The organism is Halorubrum sp. CSM-61 (assembly GCF_003781945.1).
GTDB lineage: Archaea > Halobacteriota > Halobacteria > Halobacteriales > Haloferacaceae > Halorubrum.
Genome location: NZ_RJJW01000011.1, coordinates 37,279 through 59,829, shown reverse-complemented (window position 1 = coordinate 59,829; position 22,551 = coordinate 37,279). Strand labels below are relative to the sequence as shown.

Here is a 22,551-nt window from a genome sequence, read left to right as displayed (position 1 = left end):
AGGAGTCGCGTATCGGCGCGTCAGGGGGGCGGAGCATCCCCGTGAGTAGTACTGACCCCGCAGAGCGTGCGATGACCACGACCCGACGTCGGTTGCTGGGATCCGTCGGCGCCGGCGTCGGAGTCGCGACGCTCGGGACGACCGAGGGCACCGCTCAGGAGTCGGGCGACTACTGGACGGTCGTCGCGCTTCCGGACACCCAGAACTACGCCGAAGTCCAGTCGTCCTACGCCACGGACCAGACGCGGTGGATCGCTGATAACGTTGACGCTGAAAACATCGTGTTTGCCAGCCACGAGGGCGACGTCGTCGAAAACGGCGACGTCGAAGCGGAGTGGCAGTACATGGACGAGGCCATGTCGACGCTCGACGGCGTCGTCCCCTATTCGACCGTCACGGGCAATCACGACTACGCGACGCTGTGGGACCGCGAGTCCTCGATCGCGAAGTACAAGGAGCGGTTCGGTCCCTCCCGCTACGCCGGACGGGACTGGTTCGGCGGTGCCGGGCCGACCACCGGCGACGAGAACCGGGACGACCTCAACAGCTACCAGCTGTTCTCCGCCGGCGGCTACGACTTCCTGCACCTCGCGCTGGAGTGGGAGCCGCCGGGGTCGGTCGACGACCCGTCGACGCCGCTGGGGTGGGCCCAGAGCGTCTTCGATGACCACCCAGACCGGGCGACGATCGTGACCACGCACTCGTATCTCCGTGACGCGCCGGAACAGCGCGCACAGGACCTGCAGGAAGCGAACGACATCGGCAACGCGGGCCAGGCGGTCTGGGAGGAGCTCATCTCGCCGAACGACCAAGTGTTCATGGTCCTCTGTGGCCACTGGCACGAAGACGACGGCGAGGCCCACCGGGTGTCCACGAACGACGCCGGCTCGGAGGTGTACGAACTGCTCGCGAACTACCAGTTCGGCATCCCCAACGGCGGGGACGGCTTCATGCGTCGTGTCGAGTTCCGACCGGGGGCAGGCTCGGACGCGCCCGACCGGATTCGGGTCCGGACGTTCTCACCGAGTACGGGTGGAACGATGACCGACGGCGACTCGGAGTTCGGATTCGACCTCGACTTCGACGCGCGGTTCGGGTCGTCGCCCGGACCGCCACCGGAACCCGAGGGCCCCTCCGCCACGTTCCAGCAGGGGACGGACGGCTACGAAGGGGCGGCAGACACGGTGATACGCGCCGCCGATCCCGAGTCGAGTTACGACACCGCGGAAACGCTGTCGGTCGACGGCGACGATCCCGAGGGGTCGGGAAGCGCCACGCAGGTCCTCCTCCGGTTCGACGGGATCATCGGACTCGACGATACCCAGATTCCGCCCGGATCCACCGTCAACGAGGCCACGCTCTGGCTGCAGAGCTCGGACGCCGGCGACGGCGCCGCGATTCACCGACTGCGGACGGACTGGAGTTCCGACGCGACGTGGGTGTCGGTCGGCGGCGGCATCGACGCCGATGGCGCCGACGCCGTCTCGGAACCGGTCGCAGAGACCGGCGCGGTCGAGACCGGCGAGACGGCGATCGACGTGACGGCGAGCGTGCAGGCCTGGGTCGACGGCGCACGGAACAGGGGGTGGGTGTTCCGTCCGCCGGGGCCGGACGGTTGGGATATCGAAAGCGTCGAAAGCGCCACCCCGCCGGCGCTGATCGTCAGCTACGAACCCGGGGACGCCGCAGTCGGGGACGTCGACGGCGACGGTGACATTGACGGCGACGACGTGAACCGCATCCAGCGGTGGATAGCCGGCGAGGACGTGGAGATCGACCGAGCGGCCGCGGACGTCGACGGCGACGGTGACGTCGACATCAGCGACGCCGTCGCGGTCGACAACTTCGCGGGAGGAGACCGATGAGAACCGGTCGCGCGGTCGTCGTCGCGGCCGCGCTCGTCGTCGTGCTCGGCGCGCTTCCGATGACGGTCGCCGCGTTCGGCACCGCACCGGCGGACGTGGTTTCGGCCGGCGACACCGTCACTGGGTCCCCCGACGGCACCATCGATGCGGCGCCCGGTGACACGGTCACCGTGCGGGTCTGGGCCAACGCGACGGCAGTGCGCGGCTACCAGACCAACCTCACGTTCGACCCCGGTGCCGTGACCGTCGACGGCGTCTCCGGTAGCGACGACTTCGAAGACCCCGTCGCGAACGTGAACAACGACGGCGGCTGGGTCGCGTTCAATCAGCTCCGATCCGCGGAGACAGACGATCCCGTCCTCGCCGAGGTGACGCTCACAGTCTCCGAAAACGCCACCGGCGCCACGCAGCTCACGTTCGACGAGTCCGACACGAAACTCTCCGACGGCGACGGGGAAGAGGCCTCGCCGGAATCGTTCGACGACGTCGAACTGGCGATCGGAAACGGCTCGTCGAGCCAGCCACCAGCGGACAACGAAGACGACGACAGCGACAACAACGACGACAGCGACGACAGCGACAACAACGACGACGATAGCAGCGATAACGACAATAGCAACGGCAACGACGATAACGACGATAACGGCAACAGCGGGGGGAGCGGTTCTACTGGCGGTGGCGGCGGTGCTATCGCACCGTCCGAACCGTCGTTTTCCATCGTCGAATCCTCGCTCAACCGGACGTCGGTCGCGCCCGGCGACCCGGTCGTCGTCTCGGCCACCGTCGAGAACGACGGCGACGAGGACGGGACCTTCGAGGGGATCGTGTACGGCAACGGAACGGCGATGGGTGCGAACACGACCGTAGCGGTTCCCGAGCGTGAAGACCGTCGGGTGAACGTCACCGTCCGGTTCGACTCGCCCGGCGTCTACGCCGTGTCGCTCAATTCGACGGCCGTGGGTAACGTGAGCGTTCGCGCGGCCAACGACACCGACGACGCGACCGCCAACGACACCGACGACACGACCGCCAACGACACCGACGACACGACCGCCAACGACACCGACGACGCGACCGCCAACGACACCGACGACGCGACCGCCAACGACACCGCGGCGACCGACGACTCCAGTCCCGGATTCGGGGCCGCGAGTGTCGCTGTCTCGCTGTCGCTGCTGCTCGGGTGGCTCGGCTACCGACGCCGGACGGATAACGTCTGAAACCGCGTTTCGGATCCTCCCGGTCGACAGCGGACGAGCCCGCTCAGCGCCCGACGACCGCCCGCAGCGCGAACAGCGCGTTCGACTTGCGCTCCCGGACTCGCCGGTAGAAGTACGAGAACCACTTGGAGCCGTACGGGATGTACTGGTACACCTCGGCGTCGACGTCGGGGTCGGCCGCGAGGTCGAACTGCTCTCGCTCGCGGACGCCCATCAGCATCTGGACCTCGTAGGGCGTCCCGTGCTCGGCGTACAGCTCCGTCGCGTACTCGATCATCGCGGGGTCGTGGCTCCCGACCGCGACCCCGTCGTCGAACGCCTCGAACATGTACGCGAGGCAGTCGCGGTACGCCTCGTCGACGCGGGCCTTCTTCTTGTGCGCCAGTTCGGCGGGCTCGTCGTACGCCCCCTTCACGAGCCGGACCTTGCCGGGGAGGTCGGCGAGCCGTTCGAGGTCCTCGCGCGTGCGCTTCAGGTTCGCCTGCACGCAGACGCCGACGTTGCCGTCGGTCGCGGTCGCGTGGCGCTCGAAGGCGTCGAGCGTCACGTCCGTGGTCTCGTGGTCCTCCATGTCGATCCACACGAAGGTGCCCGAGGGGTCCGGAGCGTCCGAGCCGTCCGAGCCGGGACCGCCCGACCCCGCGTCGTCGGCCGCCGCCACGATCCGCGCGAGGTTCTCCCGGAAGGCGTCGTCGCCGACGTCGAGACCGATCTGGCTCGGCTTGACGGAGACGCAGGCGTCGAGGTCCCGGTCGGCGATCGACTCGACGAGGTCGACGTACGCGTCGGCGTCGGCGTCGGCGGCGGGACGCTCCTCGTAGTGCTCGCCGAGGAGGTTCAGGATGCCGGCCACGCCCCGGTCGTTGAGGGTTTCGACGTGCGCGAGGGCCGCCTCCGGCGTCTCGCCGGCGACGAAGTTGCTCGCGATGGGCGGTATCATACGATCACCGGGACTCCCGACGGGGATATAAGGGCACCCGACCAATTATTTCAAGGTATATTCGGGAATAAAACCGTCATGGAAAAATTGCGCCGTGTGAGAGGAGATATACGTCTCAGCCGACCATGGACGGGTAGGGTTTCAGATACCCGTACACCCACGGGAACTACAGGAAACAATGTCACGAAATAGCACGGACCTGACCGACCGGAGAACGCTGCTGAAACTGACGGGCGGAGCGGGGGTCGCCGCGCTCTCGGGCTGTCTCAGCACGACCGACGACGGCGGGGACGGGTCCGACGGGAGCGACGGAGGTGACGGGACCGACGGAAGTGACGGGACCGACGAAGAGAACGGGACCGACGACGACGGAAGCGACGGCGGCGACACCGACGCCTACGAGATCGGGATGGTCGACTCGCTGACCGGGTCACTGTCGGCGTTCGGGGAGCGGAACCAGCGCGGCGTCGAGCTCGCCTTACGGCAGGTCAACGAGGTCGGGATCGACGGGCGCGAGCTCGACCTGATCGTCGAGGATTCCGAGAGCGAGAACCAGGGCGGGATCGCGGCCGCCCAGAAGCTCGTCAACCAGGACGGGGTCCCGTTCCTCATCGGCGCGGTCGGCTCCGGCGTCTCGCTCGCGATCTATGAGAGCGTCGTACAGGACACCGACGTGGTCCAGCTGAGCCAGAACTCCACGGGGCTCAACCTCACGGAGTTCCCCGGGCTGCTCCGGATGTCGCCGTCGGGGCGGAGTCAGTCGATCGCGCTCGCGGACATCATCGCCGACGACGGCTACGACGAGGTGGCGATCACCTACGTCAACAACGACTACGGCCAGAGCCTCACCGACGCCTTCGTGGACGCGTGGGACGGCGACGTCGCGTACAACAACCCGCACGACCAGGAACAGCAGTCCTACTCGGGCGTCGTCTCCGAGATGGACGGCTCCGGCGCCGACGCGTGGCTGTTCATCACCTACCAGGCGGAGTTCGCGACGATGGTCAACGAGGTGTACTCGTCCGGCTACGAGGCGCAGTTCTACGGCGCCGACTCCGTCTCCGGGGACAACGTGATCGAGAACACGCCGGAGGGGAGCATGGAGGGGATGAAGATCGTCGTCCCCTCCGCCCCGGTCGAGGAGGAGAACTACCAGACGTTCGCGGACGAGTTCGAGGCGGAGTACGACCAGCAGCCCACGTCGTGGGCGGCGTACGCCTACGACTGCGTGATGAACGCCGCGCTCGCGATTCAGGCCGCCGACGAGTTCTCCGGCTCGGCGCTGCAGGACACCGTCAGGCGCGTCTCCGGGCCCGAGGGCGAGGAGGCGACCTCCTTCGAGGCCGCCAGTCAGATCCTCGCGGACGGCGGCGGCCCGGACGACGTCGACTACCAGGGGGTCAGCGGTCCGATCGACTTCGACGAGAACGGCGACCCCGTCGGGTTCCTTCAGGTCCTCGAAGTGCAGGACCACGACTACGAAGGCGTCGACTTCGTCGAAGGCTAATCCCGACCGATGACCGTCCTCGGATACCTGGCTAACGGGCTGGTCTTCAGCAGCATCATCGTCCTCGGCAGCATCGGGCTGTCGCTGGTGTACAGCATCGCCGACTTCGCGAACTTCGCGCACGGCGACACGATGACCGTCGGCGCGTACTCGGCGCTCGTGACCTTCGGCGCCGTCGGCGGGCTCGGCGGTGCGGTGTTGGGGCTCCCGTACGGCTTCTTCCTCGCCTTGGTCGCCGGGATCGCCGTCGCGGCGGTCGTCGCGGTCGGCACGGAGAAGCTCGTCTACGAGCCGCTCGACGTCGACTCGATCGGCCTGCTGATCACGTCGATCGGGATCGCCTTCATCTACCGGGCGGTGATCCAGATCCGGTTCGGCTCCGATTTCACCCGGTTCGGGATCCAGCCGCTGCGCCCGATCGAGGCGCTCGTGCCGTACGGCGTCCGCGTGACGCTGCACGACGTGGCGATCGTCGGCTCGGCGGTCGTCCTCGTCGGGGGGTTACACGTCCTGCTGCAGTACACCGACCTCGGTCGGAAGATGCGCGCGATGGCCGACAACCCCGACCTCGCCCGGGTCAGCGGTATCCGGACGAAGCGCGTCAAGCTGTGGACGTGGGTCATTGGCGCCGGCCTCGCCGGCGCGGGCGGCGTGTTCCTCGGGCTCTTCAACCAGCTCTCGCCGCGGATGGGATTCAACCTCCTCCTGGTCATCTTCGCGGCCGTGATCCTCGGCGGGATCGGATCCGTCTACGGCGCGATGGCGGGCGGCTTCCTCATCGGCATGATCAACCAGCTAACGCCGTTCTTCTCCAACGTTGTCGAGGCGCTACCGATCTGGCCGGGGTGGCTCGCCGCCCTGCTCGAGAGCCTCATCAGCATCGAGTACGCGAACGCGATCGCGTTCGTGATCATGGTCGCCGTGCTGTTGGTCCGGCCCAACGGGATCGCCGGGGAGGGGGCGACGTGAGCCTCCTCTCCGATCCGAAGGCGGCGGTCGACGACCTGAGTCGCCCCGAGGCGTGGGTCCTCGGCGTCAGCGTCGCGTTCGCGCTGTTCCTGCTCGGGGCGCTGCTCACCGGCGCGCTCGGCCCGACGTACTTCCTGTTCCTCGTCGGGCTCGCCGGGATGTACGCGCTCCTCTCCTTCGGACTGAACGCCCAGTGGGGATTCACCGGCCTGATCAACTTCAGCGTCGCCGCCTTCTTCGGGATCGGCGCGTACGGCTCCGCGCTGATGACCGCCGACAGCTCGCCGATCGCGGGCGGGTTCAACCCGCTCGTCGGTCTCGCCGTCGCGCTCGTCGTCGCGTTCGTGCTGGCGCTGCTCATCGGTATCCCGACGCTCCGACTGCGGGCCGACTACCTCGCCATCGCCTCGCTCGGGCTGGCCGAGGTCGTCCGGCTGATCGTCCTCAACGAGCGCTGGCTGACCAACGGGAGCGCGGGCGTGCGCGGCATCCCGAGCTTCTTCGAGGGGTGGCCGGTGTTCTCGACGCTCCCGGAGACGATGCCGGGGCTCCGGCTCGTGGTGATCCCCGGATCGCCGATACTCCTCGGAACGTCGTTCTGGCGGGCGTCGCTGAACGTCCTGCTCGTGCTCGCGTTCGCGGGCGCGACCTTCTTCGTCCTGCGGCGGGCGCACCGGTCGCCGTGGGGCCGGGTGCTGCGCACGATCCGCTCCGACGAAGACCTCGCGCGGGCGCTGGGCAAGAACACCTACTCGTACAAGATGCAGTCGTTCGTACTCGGCAGCCTGATCATGGCGCTGGCGGGCGTGTTCTACACCCACCTGAACCTCTACGTCGGACCGGGTGATCTGGACCCGATCACGACGTTCTACGCGTGGGTCGCGGTGATCTTGGGCGGCAGCGGCTCCAACCGGGGGGCGCTGTTCGGCGGCATCGTCATCGTCACCATCCGCGAGGGGACGCGCTTCCTCAACGACGTGGCGCTGCCGATCGACCCCGCGCCGCTGCGGCTGCTGTTGATCGGGGTCGTGATCGTCGCGGTCATGCGCTACCGGCCGCAGGGAATCCTCCCGCCGCAGCGGGAGCTGATCTGGCCGAGCGCGGTCGACGACCGGGACCCGCCCGATCCGCCCTCCTCCGGCGTCCGCGAACAGAAGGGAGGTGGCGGCGATGAGTGAGGGCGCGCTCCCGAAGGACGACGCCGTCCTCCGCGTCGACGACCTCCAGAAGTCGTTCGGCGGCCTCGCCGCGACCGACCACGCCACCTTCGCGGTCGAGCGCGGCACGATCACGGGGCTCATCGGGCCGAACGGGGCCGGGAAGTCGACCCTGTTCAACCTCATCTCCGGCTTCTACGAGCCGGATGGCGGCACCGTCGAGGTGAACGGGACCGACGTGACCGGCATGGAGCCGTATCAGGTGGCCGACCACGGCCTCATCCGGACGTTCCAGACCCCGCGCAAGCTGGAGGGGATGACCGTCCGCGAGGCGATGCTGGTCGGGCCGCGGAACCAGCCCGGCGAGTCCTTCGTCAACCTGTTCGCTCGGCCCGGGACCGTCGGCGAGAGCGAGTCGACGAACCTCGCCGAGGCGGAGCGGATCTTGGAGGAGTTCGAGATCGACCACCTCGCGACCCAGCCCGCGACCGACATCTCCGGCGGGCAGATGAAGCTCGTCGAGCTCGCGCGGGCGATGCTCGCCGAGCCGGAGGTGCTGCTCCTCGACGAGCCGGTCGCGGGGGTGAACCCGACGCTGGCGAAGAAGCTGAAAGACCAGATCCGACGACTCAACGAGCAGGGGACGACGTTCCTGCTGATCGAACACGACATGGAGTTCGTGATGGACCTGGCCGACCCGATCGTCGTCTTGGATCAGGGGAGCGTCCTGACGGAGGGCACCCCGGAGGAGGTGCAAGGGGACGATCGCGTCATCGACGCGTACCTCGGAGGCGGCACATGAGCGACGACACCACCCGGCCCGCAGGGGCCGCCGACGGTACCGACGGAGTCGACCCCGTGCTCTCGCTGTCGAACGTCGACAGCGGGTACGGCGAGGTGCAGGTGCTCGACGATCTCTCGATCCGGCTCGATCCGGGCGAGATCGTCTGTCTCGTCGGCCCGAACGGGGCCGGGAAGTCGACCGTCCTCAAGACGGCGTTCGGAATGCTGACGCCGTGGACGGGGACGGTCGAGTACCACGGCCGCGACATCGGCGGGATGGCGCCGGAGGAGATCGTCCGCGAGGGGATCGGCTACGTCCCCCAGACCGACAACGTGTTCGGCTCGCTGACGATCGACGAGAACCTCAGGATGGGCGGCGTCGCCCGCGACGGCGGCCTCGAAGACGTGATCGAGACGCTGTACGACCGGTTCCCGATCATCGACCGGAAGCGGACGGCCAAGGCGAAGACGCTCTCCGGCGGCCAGCGACAGGTGCTGGCGTTCGCCCGGGCCCTCGTGATGGAGCCCGACGTGCTCCTCATCGACGAGCCGTCCGCGGGGCTCGCGCCCAACACCGCAGACGACGTGTTCGAGGACGTGCAGGAGGTCAACGACATGGACACGGCGATCCTGATGGTCGAACAGAACGTGACGAAGGGGCTCGGCATCTCCGATCGGGGATACGTCCTCGATCAGGGGACCGTCAGGTTCGAGGGCACCCCGGAGGAACTGCTCAACGACGAGGAGGTCTCCCAGCTGTACCTCGGCGGCTGAGTCCTCGCCCTTCACCAACCCGACCGAAATTGCATGGCACTCGCTATCGGCCGATACGCGTACGCGCTCGCTCCCCTCCTAGCCGCGGCGCTGTGGGGCGGCATGTACGTCGTCAGCAAGTGGGGGTTCGCGCTGATCCCGCCGGTGACGCTCGGCTTCCTCCGGGTCGCGGTCGGCGGCGTCGCGCTCTGGCTCGTCGTCGCCGGACGGGGCGGACCCACGCCCTCGCGCGACGAGTGGCCGGCGTTCGTCGCGTTAGGCGGGTGGGTGACGCTGACGATCGCGACCCAGTTCCTCGGCACGGAGCTGACCAACGCCAGCCAGGGGTCGCTTCTGACCGTCCTCACGCCCGTGTTCACGGTGGTGCTCGGCGCGGCCGTGCTCGGCGAGCGCGTCACGGCGACGAAGGCCGGCGGGATGACCGTCGCCGGCGTCGGGACCGCCGTCGTCATCGCCGGACAGTACGACCTCGGATCGATGGCCGCGGGCAACGCCGTCGGCGTGGCGCTGCTCTTGGTCGGCAGCGCGGCGTGGGCCGGTTACACGGTCTGGGGGCTGCCCGCGGTCAGGCGTCACGGCGCGCTGCGCGCGGCGACGTACTCCTCGCTGGCGAGCGTGCCGATGCTCGCGGTCCTCGCCGCCGGCGAGCTGTGGTACCTCGGCCTCTCTCCAACGGATATCCCCCTAACTGCCGAGTCGATCGCCGCCGTACTGTACCTCGGGCTGGCGTCGACGGCGGCCGCGTGGTACCTCTGGTACAAGGGGTTAGAGTACGTGCCCGCGGGGACGGTCGCCGTCTTCTTCTTCGCGCAGCCCGCGGTCGGGGCGGCGCTCGGTGCCGCGCTGCTCGGCGAGGCGCTCGGGCCGGGGTACCTCGTCGGCGGCGCCCTGATGACCACCGGGATCTGGGCCGTGAGCCGGGAGCGCGCGGGGACGACGGAGGAGACGCCGGACGCGGCCGCGGAGTGACCTGCGGGCGACCGCACGGCCCCCGCTCTCTCCGTTGTCCGTCCACCTACGTCGCCCGCTTCTCCAGTTCGCCGTTGAGTTCGGCGGCGTCGAACTCGTGATCGGGCCGGATCGCGACGAAGTCGAGGAACCGCCGAGCGGCCAGTATCTCGTCGGTCGAGTAGCTACCGAGCGCGGCGGCGACGGCGTCGGCCGCGCCGATCAGAGGTTCCAGCGCGGCGAGGGCGCTCGCGAGGTCGTACGACCGCGCCGACTCGCGGCCCTCCTCGCTCACGCTCGTCGCGTCGATGACGTAGAGGTCGCCGTCGCGCACGAGGACGTTCTCGGCGCGGAGGTCGCCGTGGGCGAGCCCGGCGTCGTGGATCGTCCGGAGCGTGGCGAAGAGCGCCGGGGCGAGCGCGGCCACGTCCTCGGCGTCGAGCTCGTCGAGGGCCCGGAACTCGGGGAGGTACTCCAACACGACGACGCCGAGGTCGCCGACCTCCAGCGCCTCGATCGGCTCCGGGGCGTTGACGCCGATCTCGCGGACCTTCCGGGTCGCCTCCAGCTCGTGGCGCGCCATCTCGTAAGGGGTCTCGTAGCGCTCGAAGAAGCCCTCGGTGCCCGCGGAGAAGGCCCCGAGGTTCCGACCGGTGGTGAACAGCGCGTGGACCAGCGTGTTCTGGCGGGTGATCACCTTCACGAACAGGTCGTCGTCGACCACCATCGGGGTCGACAGCCAGTTGTCGGCGTCGAGGAACCGCACCCGCATCCCGTCGCGGTCGTACCGGTCCGCCAGCTCGCGGACGACCCGCTCGATGTCGGGCCAGTCCACGCGACCGCGCACGATCCGACGGAGCTCCATGGACGGGCCGAGGCGACGGCGACTGATAAATGGTCACGTCGGAGGGGAGGAAATCGGAGCGAGGCGAAGACGGCGGCGTGCCGTCCCGGAGATCGTTAACGGTCGTTCGTATCGTTTATGCCGCCGCGTCGCAATTCTTGCCCCATGGACTTCGAGCTGCCCGCGGAACACCGGATGATCCGCGACACCGTCCGCGAGTTCTGCGAGGAGGAGATCCGGCCGATCGCCCAGGAGATCGAGGACGAACACCGGTTCCCCGACGAGGTGTTCGCCGACCTGAACGACCTCGATATGATGGGCGTGCCGGTCTCGGAGGAGTACGGCGGGCTCGGCGGCGACCAGCTCATGTACGCGCTGGTCACCGAGGAGCTCGGCCGCGTCTCCGGCGGGATCGGGCTCTCGTACGCCGCCCACACCTCGCTCGGTGCGAAGCCGATCGAGCTGTTCGGCACGCCGGCACAGAAGGAGGAGTGGCTCCGACCCCTCGCCGAGGGCGGCGAACTGGGGGCGTGGGCGCTCACGGAGCCCGGCAGCGGTTCCGACGCCTCGAACATGGACACGACCGCCGAGTACGACGCCGACGCCGGCGAGTACGTGCTGGACGGGACGAAGCAGTTCATCACGAACGCGAACGTCGCGAACTCGGTGTTGGTGAAGGCCGTCACCGACCCCGACGCGGGCTACGACGGCATCTCGACGTTCATCGTCTCTCCCGACGACGACGGGTTCGAGGTCACGACGGTGTGGGACAAGATGGGGCTCAACTGCTCGCCCACCTGCGAGATCTCGCTGGACGACGTGCGGATCCCGGAGGACCGGCTGCTCGGCGAGGAGGGCGAGGGGTGGACCCAGACGATGAAGACGCTCGACGGCGGGCGGATCTCCATCGCCGCGCTCTCGGTGGGGCTCGCGCAGGGCGCCTACGAGGCCGCCAAGGAGTACGCCGGCGAGCGCGAGCAGTTCGGCAAGCCGATCGCGAAGTTCGACGCGATCCGCGACAAGGTGGTCCACATGCACCGGCAGACGGAGCGCGCCCGCCTGCTCACGCACAAGGCGGCGACGACGTACGACGCCGGCGAGGAAGTGACGCGGGAGTCCGCGCTGGCGAAGCTCGACGCCAGCGAGGCCGCCCGCGAGGTGGCCGAGGAGGCGGTCCAGACGCTCGGCGGCTACGGCTACACCACCGACTTCGCGCCGCAGCGCTTCTACCGCGACGCCAAGCTGATGGAGATCGGCGAGGGAACGAGCGAGATCCAACACGTCGTGTTGGGACGCGAGCTCGGGTTGTAAACGCTGATCGGGCGCTCGCGCTTCGTCGTCCCTCTCGATCGATAGCGGGAGTACGTGTATCAGAACGAGTGAGTAGTCATTGATAAGCGATCGAGTGGCGTTGCTGTCGGCTGTTTATAAGTCGTCGACGGCGCTGCGGTGAACACCGCCGAAGCCCCAGCCGCTCGGCTGTACGTGATCGGTGACTCGACGGCGAACACCGCCAAAGCCCCAGCCGCTCGGCTGTACGTGATCGGTGACTCGACGGCGAACACCGCCAAAGCCCCAGCCGCGACGACTCGCGCGGCTTGTTGCGCTCCTCGCTCAGTCGCTGACGCTCCTTCGCTGCGGTGCTTACTGCGCCGAGCGTCGTCCTCGCGGCTGCCCCTTTGAGTCCCACCCCGCACAGCACCGCCCCGCACCTCACGCCTCCCCAGCCTCGCGGCTCACGGCTCGCGGCTTCGCCGCTCGCGTTCGCCGCGTCCCTCGCGCGTGCTGTCTCGCGGTCGCCCGTGGCGACCGCTCGCAGGCACGCGCCACCGCTACCGGTTTATAAGCGATCGTCGCCGTCGCTCACGGCTGTTTAAATACTCTCCCGTCGCCACCGATCTGCAATACCCAGTCCCGTTGTCACGCGGCGCTCCACCGAGTACCCGCTACCGCGCTCCGCCGCCGACTGCGCGGTCGGCGCCTCACCTACAGATTTCGCTCGATGTAGCGGTTCACCGACCGCACTCGGTCGGGTTCGAACGTCCAGACTCCGCGCCAAACGCGCGGTTCGGTCTCGACCGCGAGCAGTCCCACGCCGCCCTCGATCCCGCGCTTGAGGTCGCTTCCCAGGTCGACGTCGATCGAGTGGGGCCCCTCCGGCGGGCGGTACACCACGAACCAGCTGTCGGTGAAGTCCCGCGTGTCGCCGCCGTGGATCACGGCGTCGAGGTCGCGCGGGAGGTCGTCCGGGATCCCGTAGAGGTGTGTGTCGACGCCGGCCGCGGAGACGCGCTCGTACACCCGCCGCGTCCCGACCTCGTCGTCGAGGCGGGAGAGGCGCTGGAACGACGACCGGAGCGTCCCGTCGCCGGCCATCCACGCGGCCCGCTCGATGAACCGAGAGATGGTGATCAAGAGGAGCTTCTGTCGGTTCGACTCGGGGTAGCCGCGCAGCGTGAACGCCGTGTCGGCGAGCCCGCCGATCACCGAGGGGAGGTCGACGTCGTCGAGCGTCCGGCTCCCGGTGATGTACAGGTCCGAGTTCACGAACAACACCGCGTTGCCGAGCTCGCCGAGCGTCGACCCCGCGACCACCTCGTCGCCCTCGACGAGGAGCGCGAGGTTCTCCAAGTCCTCGGGGTCGTCGCCGTCGAAGGGCACGTCGTCGTGGCGTCGTAGGGCGCCGACGTCGATCACCGGGCCGGGATCGCCCGGCTCCGGGGTCACGGACCCGTCGGGCCCGAGCGCCTCGCCGTTCCCGTCGACGATCCGGTCCGTCGTGAACTCTCGAGTGGTGAGTCCGCCGCGGGAGTCCCGGCGGCTCGGGTCGCCGCCGTGGCTGGCGTCGCCGCCGCGGTCCCCGTCGCTCTGGGGTCGCTCGCTCGCCTCGACCGTCCCGTCGATCACGTCCACCGCGTCCTCCCCGAACGTGTCCACGAGCATGTTCAACACCGGGTCGGGGTCGGTGCGGTTGACGACGACGATGGACCGATCGGCGCCGTCGAATCGGTCGAGGAACTCTGCGAGCGTCACGATCACAGACTCGCCGCGTTGCGCTGATAAACGTTCCCTCGCGGTTATCTCGTCTGAAAAACGGGGCCTGTGAGTTCGTTCTTCGCCCCGCGGTCCCAGGGTTCTACGCGCCGACCGCGTCCTCGAGCAGCTGGAGCGGGTGTTCGACCTCGTAGCCGGTGCCGTGTTCCATCTGCATCGCGCAGGTCGGGCACTCGGTCATCCCCACGTCGCCCTTGGCGTCCTCCATGTGCTCGAACATCTCCTCGCCAATCTCCATCGACGTCTCGTACTTCTCCGCCTTCCACCCGTAGGTGCCGGAGATGCCCGAACAGGAGTCGCCGACGTCCTCCATGGTCACGCCGTCGACGTCGCGGAACGTCTCGACGGCCTGCCGAGAGAGGCCCTGATTGCGGGCGTGACACGGCGCGTGGTAGGCGAACGCCTGCTCGTCGGCGAGCTCGGTCCCGGCCAGTTCGCCCTCCAGGTCCTCGTTGATCCGGAGGTACTCCAGCGCCTCGTAAGTGTGCTCGGAGACGTCCTCGATCCCGTGGATGTCGAACAGCTCGGGATACTCCTGCCGGAGCGACAGCGAACAGGAGGTACAGGAGGCGATCACGTCCGCGCCCTCGCCGATGGCCTCGACGAGGTTCTCCACGTTCGTCTCCGCGTGCCGGCGCGCGTCCTTCAGCATCCCGTTCGCGAACATCGGCGTCCCCGAGCACTTCTGCGGGGGCACCATCACCTCGTAGCCGAAGTGCTCGTACACGCGCACCATCGCCTTGCCGACCTCCGGCGTGTTGTAGTTGGAGTAGCAGCCGTGGAAGTAGGCGACGCGCTTGTCGGGGTCGGTCACCTGCGCGCCGCCGCGGTCCTTCCACCACTCGCGGAACGTCTGGGTGGCGAAGTCGGGGAACTCGCGGTCGCCCGCGATTCCGAGCACCTTCTCACCGAGCTTCATCGCGCCCGGGATCTTCGTCGCGGCGTTCGCCAGCCGCGGCACCTTGCTCGCGATGGACGCGAAAAAGCGGTAGTTCGAGAGGATGCGGTTGCGGACGTACTCCCGCGAGAGCTTCTCCATCTGCGACTCGACGAACTGCCCGCGCGCCTCGTTGTGCATCTGCGAGAGGGGCACCGAGGAGGGGCAGGCGTCGTCACAGCGCATGCAGTTCGAACAGGAGGTGATCGACTCGTCGATGTCGTGGTCCCCCTTGCGCTTGAGCCGCCACTGCTCGGGACCCTGGAACTTCGGTCCCGGGAACTCCTCGTCGACCTCGGCGACCGGACAGGAGGTGTCACAGCTCGTGCACTTGTAACAGGAGTCGGCGCCCTCCCGGAGGTCCAGATCGCCGCCCGGGAACACGTCGACCGGGTCGTACGCGTCCGGGTCGAGGTCGGCCGAGTCGCTCCCGCCGGTCGCGCTCTCGACGCCCCCGTCGGTGGCCGGGCGTTCGGGGGGAGTCTCGTCCGATACCTCCCCGTCGTCGGGGACGAAGATCGACGGCTGCTCGTCGCGTCCCGCCTCGGGGACGCCGGGGGCGGGCGTCGACCGGTCCGTGTCGGCCGCCGGCCCGTCGCCGCGCTCTCCGTCCGGTCCGTTCCCTCCCTCCGCGTCTCCGTCTCCGTCGTCCGTGTGTCGTGTCATTGAGTTGCCTCCGTCGCCGCCTGCCGCCCCGCCACGATGCCGGTCGCGAGCGACACCCCGCTCGCGGACTTCTCGCGCGCCGCGTCCGCGCCGCCGACGACCCCGCCGGCCGCGAAGACGTTGTCGTACTCCGGTACCCCGTCCGCGTCCAGCACGCGCCCGTCCCCGTCGATCCGCACGCCGAAGCGCGCGTACGGCTGGTCGCCGAACGCGTCGTCGACGAACCACTCGTAGCGGTCCGCCGGCTGCTCGACGCGGAGCCCGAACGCGCGCTCGCGGACCCCGTCGCGGTCCGAGTCGAGCCCCTTGCCGACGAGCCCGCCGGTCGCGAGCACGAACGCGTCGGCGCCGTAGGGCGTCTCGCGGCCCTTCCGGTCGACCGCGACGGTCTCGACGCTCCCGTTCGCCGCGGTCTCGATCCCGACGACCGGGTTGCCGGTCTCGAATCGGACGCCCTCGGCATCGAGCGCGTCGTACAGCCGGTCCTCTAGCCTGAGCCCCGGGAGGCTCGGCGGTCCCATCGGGATCTCGAAGACGTCGGCGCCGAGCCGGTCGGAAAGCTCGGCGCGCACCTCGTCGCCGCGGTCGTCGCCGAGGAGCGCCGGGAAGCCGACGCGCTCGACGCGGTCGACGCCGCCCGCCTCGTCGACCACGTCGTGGAGGTGCGGCCCGACGGCCTTCGCCAGCGCCTCGCGGGCGGGGACCCCGTCGATCGCCTCGTCGTGGTCGAGCGCCTTCGCGAACCGGGTGACCTTCGTGTCCGCCCGGAACGCCTCGGCGAACTCCACCTCCGCGCCGGCGACGTCGAAGGGGACGCCCGCGGCTTCCAACCGCCCGGCGAAGGCGCGCGCGTCGTACTCCGTGATCGAGCGAAACCCGATAATCAGCGTCGGCCGGTCGTCGCTCGCCAGGCCCGCCTCGGCGGCGGCCGGGTAGCGCGCGGTCGGCTTCACGCTCCCGCCGTACGTCGGGAGGAGCGCGTTGCGGTCGGTGTGACCCCCGCGGTACGCGTCGCCCGCGAGGTCGTCGAACAGCTCTAGCCCCTCGCGGAGCGCGTCGGCGCCGAGAACACGGTACGGGTGCGTCTCGGGGAGCCGGTCGATCGCCTCGAAGGGGTCGGCGAGGGGGCCCTCCGGGTCGGGCCACTCGTCGCGGTCGAGCTTGCGGCCCGCGGTCGGCGGCCCCTCGCGGAGCGGCTTCGCGGGCTCGGTGGCCGGCACGTATCCGAGCGCGTCGATCAGCCCGGAGGCCTGCCGGAGCGTGCTCGACTTGTGGGCGACGAGGCGCACGTCGGCGCCCTCGCGGGCCGCCGCGACCGCCGAGGTGATCGCCGCCAGCCCGCCGCCGACGACGAGCACGTCGCTATCGATCGCCATCGGTCCCTCCGTCTGCGGTCGCGGTACCAGCGTTCCCTCCCTCGTTCGGTCCGGCCGGCTCGGAGTCCGCCCCCGCGTCGAACGCCCCGAAGTCGACCTCGCTATCGAGGTTCGCCGGGTCGCCGTCGCGGTTCATCGTCGTCGCGTGCAGCAGGTGGTTCAGCATCGCCTGCGAGAGCTGGCGCCCCCACAGCGCGTGGCGCTGGCCCTTCCAGCGCTCCTGGTACAGCTCGTCTTCCGCGTCGCGGACGACCGGCTCGGGGTACTCCTGTGCCAGCTCGGCGGCGATCCGGTGTGTGCAGAACCCGCCCTGACAGTTCCCCATCGAGGCGCGGGTTCGGAGGCGGACCGCGTTGAGGTCGCTGCCGGCCTCGCCGATCGCGTCCCGCACCTCGGCGCGAGTGACGCCCTCGCACTGGCAGATCACGGGGTTCGGGTCGCAGTCGTCGAGCACGTCGTCGGCGCGCGAGCCGAGCCGCTGGCCGGACCGGCGGGCCACCGGGGACCGGAGCCCGAACTCGTCCATCAGCTCCGCCATGCGCGCCTCGCTCTCCGACCCCGGCAGCGGCGCGTCGGCGGTGTCGCAGGTCGCGTCGTGGCCGAGCGCGTCGCAGACGTGGTCGCTGATCGACTCGGCCATCATGCGGTAGGTGGTGAGCTTCCCGCCGACGATGGTGGTCATCCCCGGGAGGTCGTCGCGGTCGCCGTGGTCCAAGAGGAAGTAGTCGCGCGTGATGTCGGTCGGGTCCTCGGTGCCGGTGCCGGGGGGCTCGTAGAGGGGCCTGACGCCCCAGAACGAGCGGAGCGTCCGGGCGTCCTTCAGCGCGGGCACGAGCTCAGAGAGCGTCTCGATCATCAGGTCGACCTCCCACTCCTCCTCGGGGTAGTCCTCCGGGTCGTCGACCTCCTCGTCGGTCGTGCCGAGGATGCAGGCGGTCTCGTGGGGAACGATGATGTCGGCGTCGCCCTTCGGCCGACAGCGGTTGATCACGGTGTCGACCTGTCGGGTGTTCATCACCGTCATCACGCCCTTCGAGGGGCGCACCTCCACGTCGACGCCGGCCATCTCGCCGAGGTTGCCCGCCCACGCGCCGGTGGCGTTGACGACGTGGCGCGCGCGGATCTCCTCGGTCGTCCCCGGCTCGCGGTGGACCCGCTCGCCGGGACCGGTCTCGTGTTCGACCTCGACGCCGACGACCTCGCCGCCCTCGACGAGCACGTCGGTCACCGGCGCGTGGGTCTCGATCCGCGCGCCGTGCTCGCGGGCGTCGGCCGCGTTGGCGACGCAGAGCCGGAAGGGATCGACCGCGCCGTCCGGCAGCGCGATCGCCTTCTCCACGTCGCGCGCGAGGTACGGCTCGCGGCGCCGGGCCTCCTCGCCGTCGATCACCTCGACCGGGATGTCGCAGGCGCGGCACCCCTCCAGCTTCTCCTGAAAGTACTCCTCGGAGTCCTCCGGACGCTTGACGAACAGCCCGCCGGTCTCCTCGACGCAGTGGCCCGCGATGTCGCGGAGCACCCTGTTCTCCTCGATGCACTCGCGCGCGCTCTTCTGGTCGGAGACCGCGTACCGACCCCCGCTGTGTAAGAGCCCGTGCATTCGCCCCGTCGTCCCGTGCGTCAGGTTCCCCTTCTCGACGAGCACCGCGTCGAGCCCCCGCCGCGCGAGGTCCCTGACGACGCCGCACCCCGTCGACCCTCCGCCGACGACGACGACGTCCACCTGTTGGTCCATATCGATCCGGTCGGACCCCGTTCACTTTACTTTACCTCCTGAGGGGAGGCATCAATAACGATTAGGGACGTTCAAGTATTTTAGGCGTCGCCGGATCCGAGTCATTTATATACTCATTTTTTCGATCACCGAGAATCCCGGATTTTAACAGGAAGATTATTATGGTAGTACATTATGTTCACGAGTGGCGTGGTAGCTTCCGTGAAGATATGTCGCGGCGGCGGCGACACCGGCTCATCGGTCGAGACGCGGACGGTGGCTCGACCGGCGACGGGGCGGACGCGGCGTCGCGGTCGACGGCCCGAGGGACGAGCCGTACCCTCGGTCGACGCTCGCAGGGCGATCGGCGTCGGCGCCGGCGTCGGCGCCGCGAACGGACCAGCGCCACAGGAGGGATCCAACACATGACACAGTATGTCGGTGCGATAGACCAGGGGACGACCGGCACCCGATTCATGGTCTTCGACCATGCGGGCCAGGTCGTCGCGAACGCGTACGAACAGCACGAACAGATCTACCCCAACCCGGGCTGGGTCGAGCACGACCCCATCGAGATCTGGGAGAACACCAAACAGGTCGTCCTCGACGGCCTCGCCGACGCGGGACTGGAGGCGGACCAGCTCGAGGCGATCGGGATCACGAACCAGCGCGAGACGACGATCGTCTGGGACAGAGACTCCGGGCGGCCGGTCCACAACGCCCTCGTGTGGCAGGACCGCCGGACCACGGACCGCGTCGAGGAGCTGCAGGAGGCCGACAAGGTCGAGGAGATCCGCGAGAAGACCGGCCTCGAGGCCGACGCGTACTTCTCCGCGACCAAGACCGAGTGGATCCTCGACAACGCCGAGCCGCTCAAGATGCAGAGCTCTCGCGGCGGCGACCTCCGCGACCGCGCCCGCGACGGCGAGCTCGTCATGGGGACGATCGACTCGTGGCTCATCTACAACCTGACGGGCAACCACATCACCGACGTCACCAACGCCTCCCGGACGATGCTGTACAACATCCGGGACCTGGAGTGGGACGACGGGCTCTTAGCGGAGTTCGGCGTGCCGAGGGAGATGGTGCCCGAGGTACGACCCTCCTCCGACGAGGAGTACTACGGCCACACGGACGCCGACGGCTTCCTCGGCGAGGCGGTCCCGGTCGCCGGCGCCTTAGGCGACCAGCAGGCGGCGCTGTTCGGACAGACCTGCTTCGACGAGGGCGACGCGAAGAACACCTACGGCACCGGCTCCTTTTACCTGATGAACACGGGCAACGAGGCCGTCGAGTCCGACCACGGACTCTTAACCACCATCGGGTTCCAGATGTCCGGCGAGCCCGTCCAGTACGCCTTGGAGGGCTCGATCTTCATCACCGGCGCCGCGATCGAGTGGCTCGAAGACGTCGACCTGATCAACAACGCGGCCCAGACCGCGGAGCTGGCGCGCTCGGTCGACTCGACCGACGGCGTCTACATGGTCCCGGCGTTCACCGGGCTCGGCGCCCCGCACTGGGACGGCCGCGCTCGCGGGACCATCGTCGGGATGACCCGCGGCACGAGCAAGGAGCACATCGTGCGTGCCACCCTCGAGAGCATCGCCTATCAGACCCGCGACGTTGCGGAGGCGATGGAGGCCGACTCCGGGGTCGAGACGACCAGCCTCCGCGTCGACGGCGGGGCGGTCAAGAACAACTTCCTCTGTCAGCTCCAGTCGGACATCATCCAGACGGAGATCGCCCGGCCCGAGGTCGACGAGACCACGGCGCTCGGCTCGGCGTACGCCGCCGGCCTCGCGGTGGGCTACTGGGACACCGTCGACGAGCTCCGCGACAACTGGCAGGTCGACCGCGAGTTCACGCCCGAGAAGGACCAGGCGGAGGTCGACAAGCTGTACAGCCGCTGGGACGACGCGGTCGATCGCTCCCGGAACTGGGCGCAGGACGACGGGGAGGACGAGTAGATGAGCGTCGAGGCGACGGCGTTGCCCGCGTCGGGCGACCTGCTCGCGCAGTCGAGCGGAGTGCTCGCGCAGTGGAACGCGGGCTCGATCGGCGCGGTGCTCGACATCCTGCTCGACCCGACGATCTGGCTCGGCGCGGCGGCCGGCGGGGCGTTCGGCGCCGCGCTCGGTGCGCTCCCGGCGTTCATCTTCACCGGCTTCCTCGTCATCGCCGGCGTGTGGGGCGGTGACGCCGCAATGGGGTCGGGCGTCGGCGTCGGCTTCGGTCCCGTCTTCGGGCCGCACATCTCCTTCGCGGGCGGCGCGGCGGCGGCGGCCTACGCGGCGAAGAACGGAGCGATGGAGTCCGGCTTCGACTATCACAACGCGAAGGACATCGGCTTCGCGCTGGGGAGCCGCCCGGACATCCTCGCTGTCGGTGCGGCGTTCGGCGTCTTCGGCATCGTCTTGGAACAGACGCTCCGGAACTTAGCGATCCCGACGGACCCGATCGCGTTCACGGTCGTGGCCAGCGCGCTGGTCCACCGGGCGGTGTTCGGGTACTCGGTGATCGGCAACGTCAGCAGCAAGGCGAGCGGGTTCATGGACATGGGACCGTTCGAGCGCGAGGAGACCCGCGATCCCGGCGAGGTCCCGGGCGACGGCGACAAGTCCGGCGAGGACCGGCTCGCCGTCGAGCCGTGGCTGCCGAACATGTACAAGTGGTCGCACGTCGCGGCGATCGGCGCGGCCTCCGGGGTGGCGGCGGCGTACGCCGCGATCCAGACCGGGAACGTGTTCCTCGGGTTCGGCATCAGCGCGGCGACGCTGCTGTTCCTGAACCTCGGCGTCGACCGGATCCCGGTCACGCACCACATGACGCTCCCGGGCGCGACGGCGTGGGCCGCGTTCACCGGCGCGGGCTTCAGCGGCACGGTCGGACTGATCGCCGGGGCCGGGTTCGGACTCCTCGGCGCCGTGATCGGCGAGGCCTTCCAGCGCGTGTTCTACGCGCACGGGGACACCCACGTCGACCCGCCGGCGGCGGCGATCTTCATCACGGCCTCGATCCTCGCCGTGCTGTCGATCCTCGGCATCCTGGGATCGATCTGGGTGCCGGGGACCTGAACCGACGGCTCGGTTTTTTATTGAGCCGGAAGCACCGAGGCGAGCATCACATAGGAGACGACACCAGCGATGATCCCGACACCAACGGAGGTAGCGAACCCGTGAGTGACCGCGAACGCGACGACTGCGACGACGGACAGAATCACGAGCCCGATCCCGGCGGCGCCGTGGTGGTACGCACCCGCCGTCGGGTGCTCGCTGAGCGACGTCCGATCCGATTCCGGAACGCGGACGTTCGCGTGGTACGGAATGTACAGCCGAGTTCCGATCCCGGCGGTCGCCGCGGCGATCGAGGCGAACTGGACGTCGCCGACGAGCTCGCGGATGAGGAGGAACGCGGTGATCGCGACGATCAGCGCGATCACCTTGCTCCGCTTGTCGGCCCTGACGACCGACTCGTCGAACTCTGGTTCGGACATACCTCCCGAGAGGCGGGGGGTCGGGTTAAGATTGTGGAGATCGGGACGACCGGGGGGGATTTAACGCCGCTCGACGCGAGGTCCGGGTATGGACACGAACGCACTGAGACTCGAACGGCGCGACGGCCGAAACCTGCTCGTCGTCGCGGGGATCGTCGCTCTCGTCGTGTCGGTGACCGCGGAGGGGCCGATAGGTGCGCGGATCGTTGCCGCGGCGATCATGGGCCTCGTCACCGGAGCGGTGTTCGTGGTGGTGACGCTCCTCATAAACCGATACAAGCCGGACCACTGGTAACGAAACGTC

At 69.1% G+C, this 22,551-nt stretch carries 19 protein-coding genes; 12 read left to right on the top strand and 7 right to left on the bottom strand.

Annotated elements, in window-relative coordinates; all coding sequences use genetic code 11:
• Positions 1–41 precede the first annotated feature (41 nt).
• Positions 42–1,865, top strand: a complete 1,824-nt coding sequence (locus EDM04_RS16430) for a DNRLRE domain-containing protein (RefSeq protein ID WP_123624045.1) — start codon at positions 42–44, stop codon at positions 1,863–1,865.
• A complete protein-coding gene (locus tag EDM04_RS16425; protein WP_123624043.1) occupies positions 1,862–3,085 on the top strand; it encodes a cohesin domain-containing protein in 1,224 nt (407 codons plus the stop codon). Before EDM04_RS16430 ends, EDM04_RS16425 begins: the two co-directional genes overlap by 4 nt.
• 43 nt (positions 3,086–3,128) lie before the next feature.
• Here the strand turns inward: EDM04_RS16425 and EDM04_RS16420 are convergent, their stop codons facing one another.
• Positions 3,129–4,025 carry a proline dehydrogenase family protein gene (locus EDM04_RS16420; protein ID WP_123624042.1) on the bottom strand — a complete coding sequence of 299 codons (897 nt, stop codon included), beginning with the start codon at positions 4,023–4,025 and terminating at the stop codon, positions 3,129–3,131.
• Positions 4,026–4,203: 178 nt separating this feature from the next.
• Here EDM04_RS16420 and EDM04_RS16415 point away from each other — a divergent pair, with 178 nt between their 5' ends.
• The 6 genes from EDM04_RS16415 to EDM04_RS16390 are packed head-to-tail and all read left to right on the top strand — an operon-like array spanning position 4,204 to position 10,184.
• Positions 4,204–5,532: an ABC transporter substrate-binding protein gene (locus tag EDM04_RS16415; RefSeq protein WP_123624041.1), complete on the top strand. Its 1,329-nt coding sequence runs from the start codon at positions 4,204–4,206 to the stop codon at positions 5,530–5,532.
• Positions 5,533–5,541: 9 nt separating this feature from the next.
• Positions 5,542–6,501, top strand: a complete 960-nt coding sequence (locus EDM04_RS16410; RefSeq protein ID WP_123624040.1) for a branched-chain amino acid ABC transporter permease — start codon at positions 5,542–5,544, stop codon at positions 6,499–6,501.
• Positions 6,498–7,679, top strand: coding sequence for a branched-chain amino acid ABC transporter permease (locus tag EDM04_RS16405; RefSeq protein WP_123624039.1), 1,182 nt, complete (start codon positions 6,498–6,500; stop codon positions 7,677–7,679). The genes EDM04_RS16410 and EDM04_RS16405 overlap by 4 nt, the downstream gene beginning before the upstream one ends.
• Positions 7,672–8,460, top strand: coding sequence for an ABC transporter ATP-binding protein (locus tag EDM04_RS16400; RefSeq protein ID WP_123624038.1), 789 nt, complete (start codon positions 7,672–7,674; stop codon positions 8,458–8,460). The genes EDM04_RS16405 and EDM04_RS16400 overlap by 8 nt, the downstream gene beginning before the upstream one ends.
• Positions 8,457–9,215 (top strand): ABC transporter ATP-binding protein, encoded by a 759-nt coding sequence (locus EDM04_RS16395; RefSeq protein WP_123624037.1) that lies wholly within the window; start codon positions 8,457–8,459, stop codon positions 9,213–9,215. Before EDM04_RS16400 ends, EDM04_RS16395 begins: the two co-directional genes overlap by 4 nt.
• Before the next feature lie 33 nt (positions 9,216–9,248).
• Complete coding sequence (locus tag EDM04_RS16390) at positions 9,249–10,184, top strand: DMT family transporter (RefSeq protein WP_123624035.1); 936 nt, start codon at positions 9,249–9,251, stop codon at positions 10,182–10,184.
• 46 nt (positions 10,185–10,230) lie between these two features.
• Here the strand turns inward: EDM04_RS16390 and EDM04_RS16385 are convergent, their stop codons facing one another.
• Complete coding sequence (locus EDM04_RS16385) at positions 10,231–11,028, bottom strand: RIO1 family regulatory kinase/ATPase (protein ID WP_123624033.1); 798 nt, start codon at positions 11,026–11,028, stop codon at positions 10,231–10,233.
• Between the two features lie 144 nt (positions 11,029–11,172).
• Here EDM04_RS16385 and EDM04_RS16380 point away from each other — a divergent pair, with 144 nt between their 5' ends.
• Positions 11,173–12,318, top strand: a complete 1,146-nt coding sequence (locus tag EDM04_RS16380) for an acyl-CoA dehydrogenase family protein (RefSeq protein WP_123624031.1) — start codon at positions 11,173–11,175, stop codon at positions 12,316–12,318.
• Positions 12,319–12,993: 675 nt separating this feature from the next.
• On the opposite strand, the gene EDM04_RS16375 is transcribed toward EDM04_RS16380, so the two are convergent.
• The 4 genes from EDM04_RS16375 to glpA form a co-directional block, all read right to left on the bottom strand.
• Entirely contained in the window at positions 12,994–14,040 is a 1,047-nt protein-coding gene (locus EDM04_RS16375) for a hypothetical protein (RefSeq protein ID WP_123624029.1), read from the bottom strand.
• Between the two features lie 103 nt (positions 14,041–14,143).
• A complete protein-coding gene (locus EDM04_RS16370; RefSeq protein ID WP_123624026.1) occupies positions 14,144–15,664 on the bottom strand; it encodes an anaerobic glycerol-3-phosphate dehydrogenase subunit C in 1,521 nt (506 codons plus the stop codon).
• A complete protein-coding gene (glpB, locus tag EDM04_RS16365; RefSeq protein ID WP_123624024.1) occupies positions 15,661–17,040 on the bottom strand; it encodes a glycerol-3-phosphate dehydrogenase subunit GlpB in 1,380 nt (459 codons plus the stop codon). The genes EDM04_RS16370 and glpB overlap by 4 nt, the downstream gene beginning before the upstream one ends.
• A complete protein-coding gene (gene glpA / locus EDM04_RS16360) occupies positions 17,027–18,775 on the bottom strand; it encodes an anaerobic glycerol-3-phosphate dehydrogenase subunit GlpA (RefSeq protein ID WP_123624022.1) in 1,749 nt (582 codons plus the stop codon). Before glpA ends, glpB begins: the two co-directional genes overlap by 14 nt.
• Before the next feature lie 404 nt (positions 18,776–19,179).
• Between glpA and glpK the strand changes: the two genes are divergently transcribed.
• On the top strand, positions 19,180–20,721 hold the full coding sequence (glpK, locus tag EDM04_RS16355; RefSeq protein ID WP_123624020.1) for a glycerol kinase GlpK: 1,542 nt from the start codon (positions 19,180–19,182) through the stop codon (positions 20,719–20,721).
• A complete protein-coding gene (locus EDM04_RS16350; RefSeq protein WP_123624018.1) occupies positions 20,722–21,828 on the top strand; it encodes a hypothetical protein in 1,107 nt (368 codons plus the stop codon).
• Positions 21,829–21,845: 17 nt separating this feature from the next.
• On the opposite strand, the gene EDM04_RS16345 is transcribed toward EDM04_RS16350, so the two are convergent.
• The gene (locus EDM04_RS16345) at positions 21,846–22,247 is read right to left on the bottom strand and encodes a hypothetical protein (RefSeq protein ID WP_123624016.1); all 402 of its coding nucleotides are present in this window, start codon (positions 22,245–22,247) and stop codon (positions 21,846–21,848) included.
• Between the two features lie 88 nt (positions 22,248–22,335).
• Here EDM04_RS16345 and EDM04_RS16340 point away from each other — a divergent pair, with 88 nt between their 5' ends.
• Positions 22,336–22,542, top strand: a complete 207-nt coding sequence (locus EDM04_RS16340; RefSeq protein ID WP_123624014.1) for a hypothetical protein — start codon at positions 22,336–22,338, stop codon at positions 22,540–22,542.
• The last annotated feature ends 9 nt before the right edge of the window (positions 22,543–22,551 follow it).

Excerpts from the sequence above, each read along its gene's own strand:
- EDM04_RS16415 (WP_123624041.1), top strand. The coding sequence starts at position 4,204 with ATGTCACGAAATAGCACGGACCTGACCGACCGGAGAACGCTGCTGAAA.
- EDM04_RS16350 (WP_123624018.1), top strand. The coding sequence starts at position 20,722 with ATGAGCGTCGAGGCGACGGCGTTGCCCGCGTCGGGCGACCTGCTCGCG.
- EDM04_RS16340 (WP_123624014.1), top strand. The coding sequence starts at position 22,336 with ATGGACACGAACGCACTGAGACTCGAACGGCGCGACGGCCGAAACCTG.
- EDM04_RS16400 (WP_123624038.1), top strand. The coding sequence starts at position 7,672 with ATGAGTGAGGGCGCGCTCCCGAAGGACGACGCCGTCCTCCGCGTCGAC.
- EDM04_RS16370 (WP_123624026.1), bottom strand. The coding sequence starts at position 15,664 with ATGACACGACACACGGACGACGGAGACGGAGACGCGGAGGGAGGGAAC.
- glpK (WP_123624020.1), top strand. The coding sequence starts at position 19,180 with ATGACACAGTATGTCGGTGCGATAGACCAGGGGACGACCGGCACCCGA.
- glpB (WP_123624024.1), bottom strand. The coding sequence starts at position 17,040 with ATGGCGATCGATAGCGACGTGCTCGTCGTCGGCGGCGGGCTGGCGGCG.
- EDM04_RS16385 (WP_123624033.1), bottom strand. The coding sequence starts at position 11,028 with ATGGAGCTCCGTCGGATCGTGCGCGGTCGCGTGGACTGGCCCGACATC.
- glpA (WP_123624022.1), bottom strand. The coding sequence starts at position 18,775 with ATGGACCAACAGGTGGACGTCGTCGTCGTCGGCGGAGGGTCGACGGGG.
- EDM04_RS16410 (WP_123624040.1), top strand. The coding sequence starts at position 5,542 with ATGACCGTCCTCGGATACCTGGCTAACGGGCTGGTCTTCAGCAGCATC.
- EDM04_RS16395 (WP_123624037.1), top strand. The coding sequence starts at position 8,457 with ATGAGCGACGACACCACCCGGCCCGCAGGGGCCGCCGACGGTACCGAC.
- EDM04_RS16425 (WP_123624043.1), top strand. The coding sequence starts at position 1,862 with ATGAGAACCGGTCGCGCGGTCGTCGTCGCGGCCGCGCTCGTCGTCGTG.
- EDM04_RS16380 (WP_123624031.1), top strand. The coding sequence starts at position 11,173 with ATGGACTTCGAGCTGCCCGCGGAACACCGGATGATCCGCGACACCGTC.
- EDM04_RS16390 (WP_123624035.1), top strand. The coding sequence starts at position 9,249 with ATGGCACTCGCTATCGGCCGATACGCGTACGCGCTCGCTCCCCTCCTA.
- EDM04_RS16420 (WP_123624042.1), bottom strand. The coding sequence starts at position 4,025 with ATGATACCGCCCATCGCGAGCAACTTCGTCGCCGGCGAGACGCCGGAG.
- EDM04_RS16345 (WP_123624016.1), bottom strand. The coding sequence starts at position 22,247 with ATGTCCGAACCAGAGTTCGACGAGTCGGTCGTCAGGGCCGACAAGCGG.